The sequence below is a fragment of the Nonomuraea sp. NPDC005650 genome (assembly GCF_040605375.1).
Taxonomy (GTDB): Bacteria; Actinomycetota; Actinomycetes; order Streptosporangiales; family Streptosporangiaceae; genus Nonomuraea.
This window is the reverse complement of sequence record NZ_JBEXCR010000074.1, coordinates 38,728-44,802: the sequence shown is the minus strand read 5'-3', so window position 1 is coordinate 44,802 and position 6,075 is coordinate 38,728. Positions and strand designations below refer to the sequence as shown.

Below are 6,075 nucleotides of genomic sequence, written 5' to 3'. Positions count from 1 at the left end.
ATCGAACGGGTGCCCAGCATCGCCGCCCGCTGGTCCGCGCCGACCCGGTCAACCCCGGGCAGGCCGTGCAGGAAAGCTCGCAACGCGGCGTCGGACGAAGCGACGTCCGCGAGCGAGGTAGTCAAAGTTGACACCACCACAGCATCGCCGACCAGGGCCGTGAGCTCCAAACCGGACCGCCTTAGGCCGCCGGTGGCCGGGTCCTAGGTATGCCGTAGGGGTCCGCGTACCAGAGATAAGGCATCCACCCGATGTGGCGGGCGGGGCCTTAGCCCGAATCTTGAAGATGTCAGGAAGAAAGCACGAAACAGCAGGAGAAACACCATGCACCCCGAGATCGAGTACGAGCTCATGAAGAACCACGCGAGCGAGCTCCGCAAGGCCGCCGCCGAGCACCGGCGGGTACGCGAGGCCGAGAGGGCCAACAAGTCCGAGCGCCGCTCGGTCTTCGGCAAGCTCCGTTTCTCATGACCATCCCACGAGAGCCCGGCCACCACCTCCCTCGTGGCCGGGCCTCGAAACCCCCGTAAAGGGACCCCCATAAAAGCGTCGAAAGCAACCGATCGGGCATGACATGCTGGATGACATGCGGGGACGTACTGTCAGTCCCGTCTTCGTCGGGCGGGAAGAAGAGCTGGCGGCTCTGTCTGAAAGCTTCGACGAGGCACGAAAAGGCAGGGTGACGGCCGTTCTGCTCGGCGGCGAGGCCGGGGTCGGCAAGACCAGGCTCGTCCACCGCTTCGCCGAGCAGTGCCAGGCGTCCGGCGCCCACGTGCTGTTCGGCGGCTGCGTGGAGCTGTCCACGGAGGGCCTGGCCTACGCGCCGTTCACCGCCGCGCTCAGGCAGCTCGTCAGGGAGCAGGGCCCCGCCGCCGTCGCCGGGCTGCTGCCGGACGGCGCGGAGCGCGATCTCGCGCGGCTGCTGCCCGAGTTCGGCGAGCCGAGCGGCGACGGCGAGACCGACACCGGCCGCGCCCGGCTCTTCGAGCAGTTCCTCACCCTCCTCGAACGCCTGGCCGTCCCTCGTCCCACCATCCTCGTCATCGAGGACATCCACTGGGCCGACAGGTCCAGCCGCGACCTCATCGCCTTCCTCAGCCGCAACCTGCACGCCCCGCAGGTGCTGATCGTCATGACCTACCGCTCCGACGACCTGCACCGCCAGCATCCGCTCCGGCCGGTGCTGGCCGAGCTGGGCCGGGTCAACGGCGTGCACCGGCTCGACCTGCCGCGCCTGTCGCGGGACGAGGTCGAGCAGCAGATGGCCGGCATCCTCGGCGAGGTCCCCCAGTACGCCAAGGTCGAGAAGGTCTACGAGCGCAGCGAGGGCATCCCGCTGTTCGTGGAGGCCATGCTGGAGGGCGGGGAGGACTGCACGTTCCCCGAGTCCATGCAGGACCTCATCCTCAACTCCGTCGAGCGGCTGCCCGAGGAGACCCAGCGCCTGCTGCGCGTCGCCGCCGCCGGCGGCATCCGGGTCAGCCACAAGCTGCTGGCCGCCGTGAGCGGCCTGTCCGACGTCGAGTTGGAGGCCGCGCTGCGCCCCGCCATCGCGGGCAACGTCCTGCAGATCGCCGACAACCGCGCCTACGTCTTCAGGCACTCGCTCATCCGCGAGGCGGTGCACGACGAGTTGCTGCCCGGCGAGCACCAGCGCCTGCACGCCAGGTACGCCGAGGAGATCTCCAAGGACCGCGGGCTGGTCCCGCCCGGGCGCGCCGCCGTGGAGCTGGCACACCACTGGTACGGCGCCCGCAACGACACCTGGGCGCTGATCTCCGCCTGGGAGGCGGCCCGCAAGTCGTTCAAGGCGTTCGCCTACACCGAGGCCGTCCCGCTGCTCGAACGCGTGCTCATGCTCTGGGACCGGGTGCCCGACGCGGCCCAGCTCATCGGCGCCGACCACACCGCCGTGCTCGAACGGGCCTCCGAGGCCGCCTACTCGGGCGGCGACGTGGACAAGGGCATGAAGTTCGTCAAGGCCGCCCTGTCCGAGCTCGACGAGAACGAGGAGCCGGCGCGCGTGGCGCAGCTCATCGTGCAACGGGCCGCGTCCCTCAACTCCAAGGGCCAGCTCGGCGTCATCGACGATCTCAGGCACGCCCTGCGGCTCGTGCCCGGCGACAGCCTCGACCGGGCGGAGGTCCTCACGCCGCTGAGCCGCCACCTCATGCTGCGCGGCGAGATCGCCGAGGCGAACGAGCTCATCGCCAAGGGCCTGCGCCTGGTCAGAGAGCTCGGCGACCGGTGCCTGGAGGCCGACCTGCTGCTCAACCTGGCGCTCGGTCACTCGCTCGACGGCGAGAACGAGTCCACGATCATCGTCAACGAGCAGGCACTCGAGCTCGGCACGGCGGAGAGCTCCGGCCGCCTGATCACCAGGGCGGTCGGCAACAACGTCGACGCGCTGATGGACATGGGCCGCCACGACGAGGCGCTGAGCCTGGCCGCGCACGGCTGGGAGCTGGCCAAGAAGTACGGCCGGCTGCGCGGCGGCGGCCTGTTCATCAAGAACAACTGGGCCGAGGTGCTGGAGGCGGTCGGCCGCTGGGACGAGGCCATCGAGATCATCGAGGGTGCGCTCAGCCACGGGCCCGTCCTGCGGCACAAGTACGCCCTGCTGCGCACGCGTGCCGACATCGCGCTGGCCAGGGGCGAGGTGCAGCTGGTCGAGGGCATCCTGTCCGAGATCGGCGTGCTGAAGGACCGCCCCGAGGAGTTCGTCCAGGACATCATCAGCAACGCCCGCCTGCACATCGGCTGGCACCTGCTCCGGGGCGAGCCGGGGGCCGCGCTGTCCGTGGCCGAGCGCGTGCTCGCCCATCCGCAGCAGCCGAGCAAGGCCATGCTGAGCTGGCGGCTGCTCGCCCTGCTCCGCGTGGTCTGCGACGCCGCGGCGATCACGGAGCCCGGCAGGGCGGCGGCGGTACGCGAGCAGGCCGCCGAGGTGGCGTCCGTGCTGTCGGTCATCGGGCCGGTCGTGGAGGCGTACCGGCTGTCCTACAGCGGCGACTTCGACGCCGCCGCGACGGCCTGGGAGCGGCTCAACCGGCCGCACAACCAGGCCAAGGCCCTGCTGCGGGCGGCCACCGCGGCCGCCCACGGAGGCGACCGCGAGGGGGCGGCGACTCGACTGAGGGTGGCGCTCCCGCTGGCCGAGGCCCTGCGGGCCACTCCGCTGATCGAGGAGATCGAGACGCTGTCGCGCCGGGTGGGCGGGGTTCAGCCCGCCCAGGAGTCCTCCGAGCTGCTGACGCCGCGCGAGCTGGAGGTGCTGCGCCTGGTGACCCAGGGGAGGACCAACCGGGACATCGCGACCGAGCTGTTCATCTCGGCCAAGACGGTGAGCGTGCACGTGTCCAACATTCTGGCCAAGCTCGGCGTCACCACCCGCGGCGAGGCCGCCGCCGCGGCCCACCGCCTGTCGCTGCTGTCCCCGTGATCAGATAAGCGCCTCGGCCAGGAGGACGACGCCGAACACCGCGAACGCCGCCGCGGCGCCGTACCGGATGGCCTTCTCCGGCAGGTGCTTGCCCAGCAGCCGCCCCACCAGGATCGCCAGCGCGTCCGCCGCCACCATGCCGACGGTCGAGCCGATCCAGGTGCCGAACCAGCCGTGCTGCGTCGCCAGCGTGATCGTGGCCAGCATCGTCTTGTCGCCCAGCTCGCTCAGGAAGAACGCCACGGTCACCGCGATCAGGGCGTTCCTGGTGGTGCGCTGGGCCTTCTTCGACTCGTCCTCGGTCAGCTCGTCCCCGCGCAGCGTCCACGCGGCGAACCCGAGGAAGGCCAGCCCCGCCACCAGCGAGATGGCCGTCGTCGGCAACGCGTCGCCGATCAGCCCGCCCACGGCGACGCTGATCAGATGCACGACGGCCGTGGCGATGGTGATGCCCGCGAGCACGGGCCAGGTCTTGAAACGGGTCGCGAACGTCATCGCCATGAGCTGGCTCTTGTCGCCGAGTTCGGCCACGAAGATGACGGCGAGACTGATCCAGAACGCTTCCAACGGTCCCCTTCCGCGCGACCGAGCCGGAAGCGGAGACCCGGGGAGTTTCGGGCACGACTTCGGCCCGGCAGCGTCTCATTGCACAACTGCCAGGCCGAAGGTCTCGTCCGCCCGTAAAGGCCCGCGCGACCGGGCGCGAAAAAGCGCCAGTATGTCGATCACGCGATTGGGACTACTCCCCTTCGGTAATTCCAACACACCATAACAGCCCGTCGGCGGGACCTATTCCCCGAGGGCGCACCCGACGAGCACGGGCTCGTTGACGAGCGTGACCCCGAACTTCTCCCGCACCCCGTCCCGGACCTCCCTGGCCAGCGCGAGCAGGTCGCCGGTGGTGGCGGCCCCGTCGGGGTTGGTCAGCGCGAGCGTGTGCTTGGTGGAGATGCGCACGGGCCCGCGCGCGTACCCCTTCGGGTAGCCCGCCTGCTCGATCAGCCACGCGGCGGGCACCTTGACCGACCCGTCCGGCTGCTGCCAGCGCGGATGCCCCGGGGCGCGGGAGGCCAGCTCCTCGGCCTCCCCGGGCGTGAGGATCGGATTGGTGAAGAACGAGCCGGCGCTGCGGGTGTCGGGATCGTCCGGGTCGAGCACCATGCCCTTGCCGCGCCGCAGCGCCAGCACCGCCTCGCGGGCCCGCGCGAGCGGCACTTTCCCGCCGACCTTGGTCTGGAGCCTGCCGGCCAGCTCCTCGTACGCCACCGGGCCGGACATTTCCGAAATATCCAGCGCGTACGTCACCGCGAGCACCACGTGCCGCGCCAGGTCGCGCTTGAAGGCGCTGTCACGGTAGGAGAACCCGCACTGCCGCGCCTCCAGATCCACCACCTGCCTGGTGCGGCGGTCGTAGGCACGCACGCACCGGATGGTCTGGGCCACCTCCTGGCCGTACGCGCCGACGTTCTGGATGGGGGTCGAGCCGACCAGGCCGGGGATGCCCGACATGCACTCGATGCCCGACCAGCCCTCGGCCACCGCGCGGGCGGCCAGCGAATCCCAGTCCTCCCCCGCCTCGACCGTGAGCAGCACCTGCTCGCCGTCGCGCGAGACCGCCACGCCCTGGGTCGAGACCTTGACGACCAGCCCGTCGAACCCCTCGTCGGACACCACGACGTTGCTGCCCCCGCCGAGCACCAGCGTGGACAGCCCCTTCATGTCGGCCTCGGCCACCAGGGACACGAGGTGCTCCGCCGTGGTCGCTTCGGCGAAGTCACGGGCAGGGCCGCCTAGGCGCAGCGTGGTGTACGGCGCGAGCATCTCCATGGGGCACTAGCTTATGAGGTGCCCAGTATGCGCAGCACGCGGTCGAAGTTCCGCCGCGACTCCCGCACGTCGTAGTCGGGGTCCACGTCGTGCGATCCCAGCCGCAGCACGGGCAGCATGGTGTCGGCCGTGCCGCCGCGCCGCTGGGGGTCACCGGAGAAGCCCAGCTCGGCGGCGGGATCGAACCGGGCGTGCGCCCCGGAGCCGCTCGCCACCTTCTCGACTCGCGCCGGTCGGAGGTGGGCGGGCGGCTTGGCGTCCGTCACAGCGGAGACCGGGATCGATCGGACCGTGGGCCAGACTCGTCGCGCTGCTTCGTTCATGGGCGTCACGCGTACCCGAGACCCGCCCGAACTATCACCCGGCCGGCCGGCGCCTCAGGAGAGCTGGACCACCGCGCGGGCCTTGGACAGCACCCTCTGGTCTCCCGACCTGGCGGTGAGCCCGATGACCACCCGCTTGTCCTCCAGCTTCTCCTCCACGACCCCGCTGACCGTGACCGTCGCCCCGTGATCGTCGTCGGGGACGACCACCATCGACGAGAACCGCACCCCGAAGTCCAGCACCGCCCCGGGATCCCCGGCCCAGTCCGTGACGAACCGCCCGGCCTGCGCCATCGTGAACATCCCGTGCGCGATCACGTCGGGCAGCCCCACCATCTTGGCGAACCGCTCGTTCCAGTGGATCTGGTTGAAGTCCCCGGAAGCCCCGGCGTACATCACCAGGTTGAGCCGGCGCACGTTGTAGTCGGCCTCCGGGAGCTCCTGCCCGACCTCGACCTCGTCGTACTTCACCGTGGCGGTCAT

6 protein-coding genes and 1 pseudogene are annotated in these 6,075 nt (G+C 70.6%); 2 read left to right on the top strand and 5 right to left on the bottom strand.

The annotated features are described in order from the left end of the window. Nucleotides 1-125: pseudogene (locus ABZS69_RS63030) on the bottom strand (deoxyribose-phosphate aldolase); the annotation flags it as partial. A 199-nt stretch (nt 126-324) separates the two neighbouring features. Between ABZS69_RS63030 and ABZS69_RS63025 the strand changes: the two are divergent. Next, the gene (locus ABZS69_RS63025) at nt 325-471 is read left to right on the top strand and encodes a hypothetical protein (protein WP_192789639.1); all 147 of its coding nucleotides are present in this window, start codon (nt 325-327) and stop codon (nt 469-471) included. Nucleotides 472-586: 115 nt separating this feature from the next. Further along, entirely contained in the window at nt 587-3,442 is a 2,856-nt protein-coding gene (locus ABZS69_RS63020) for an AAA family ATPase (protein ID WP_355393379.1), read from the top strand. Here the strand turns inward: ABZS69_RS63020 and ABZS69_RS63015 are convergent, their stop codons facing one another. From ABZS69_RS63015 to ABZS69_RS63000, 4 genes are all read right to left on the bottom strand, one after another. Beyond that, a complete protein-coding gene (locus tag ABZS69_RS63015; RefSeq protein ID WP_355393376.1) occupies nt 3,443-4,009 on the bottom strand; it encodes a TMEM165/GDT1 family protein in 567 nt (188 codons plus the stop codon). A 222-nt stretch (nt 4,010-4,231) separates the two neighbouring features. Further along, nucleotides 4,232-5,269: a UDP-N-acetylmuramate dehydrogenase gene (locus ABZS69_RS63010; protein WP_355393373.1), complete on the bottom strand. Its 1,038-nt coding sequence runs from the start codon at nt 5,267-5,269 to the stop codon at nt 4,232-4,234. Nucleotides 5,270-5,280: 11 nt separating this feature from the next. Then, complete coding sequence (locus ABZS69_RS63005; RefSeq protein ID WP_355393370.1) at nt 5,281-5,535, bottom strand: hypothetical protein; 255 nt, start codon at nt 5,533-5,535, stop codon at nt 5,281-5,283. Between the two features lie 111 nt (nt 5,536-5,646). Further along, nucleotides 5,647-6,075 (bottom strand): MaoC family dehydratase, encoded by a 429-nt coding sequence (locus ABZS69_RS63000; protein WP_355393367.1) that lies wholly within the window; start codon nt 6,073-6,075, stop codon nt 5,647-5,649.

What these genes read in the sequence shown, in the direction of transcription:
- ABZS69_RS63025 (WP_192789639.1), top strand. Translation starts at nt 325, where the DNA reads ATGCACCCCGAGATCGAGTACGAGCTCATGAAGAACCACGCGAGCGAG.
- ABZS69_RS63020 (WP_355393379.1), top strand. Translation starts at nt 587, where the DNA reads ATGCGGGGACGTACTGTCAGTCCCGTCTTCGTCGGGCGGGAAGAAGAG.
- ABZS69_RS63010 (WP_355393373.1), bottom strand. Translation starts at nt 5,269, where the DNA reads ATGGAGATGCTCGCGCCGTACACCACGCTGCGCCTAGGCGGCCCTGCC.
- ABZS69_RS63000 (WP_355393367.1), bottom strand. Translation starts at nt 6,075, where the DNA reads ATGACCGCCACGGTGAAGTACGACGAGGTCGAGGTCGGGCAGGAGCTC.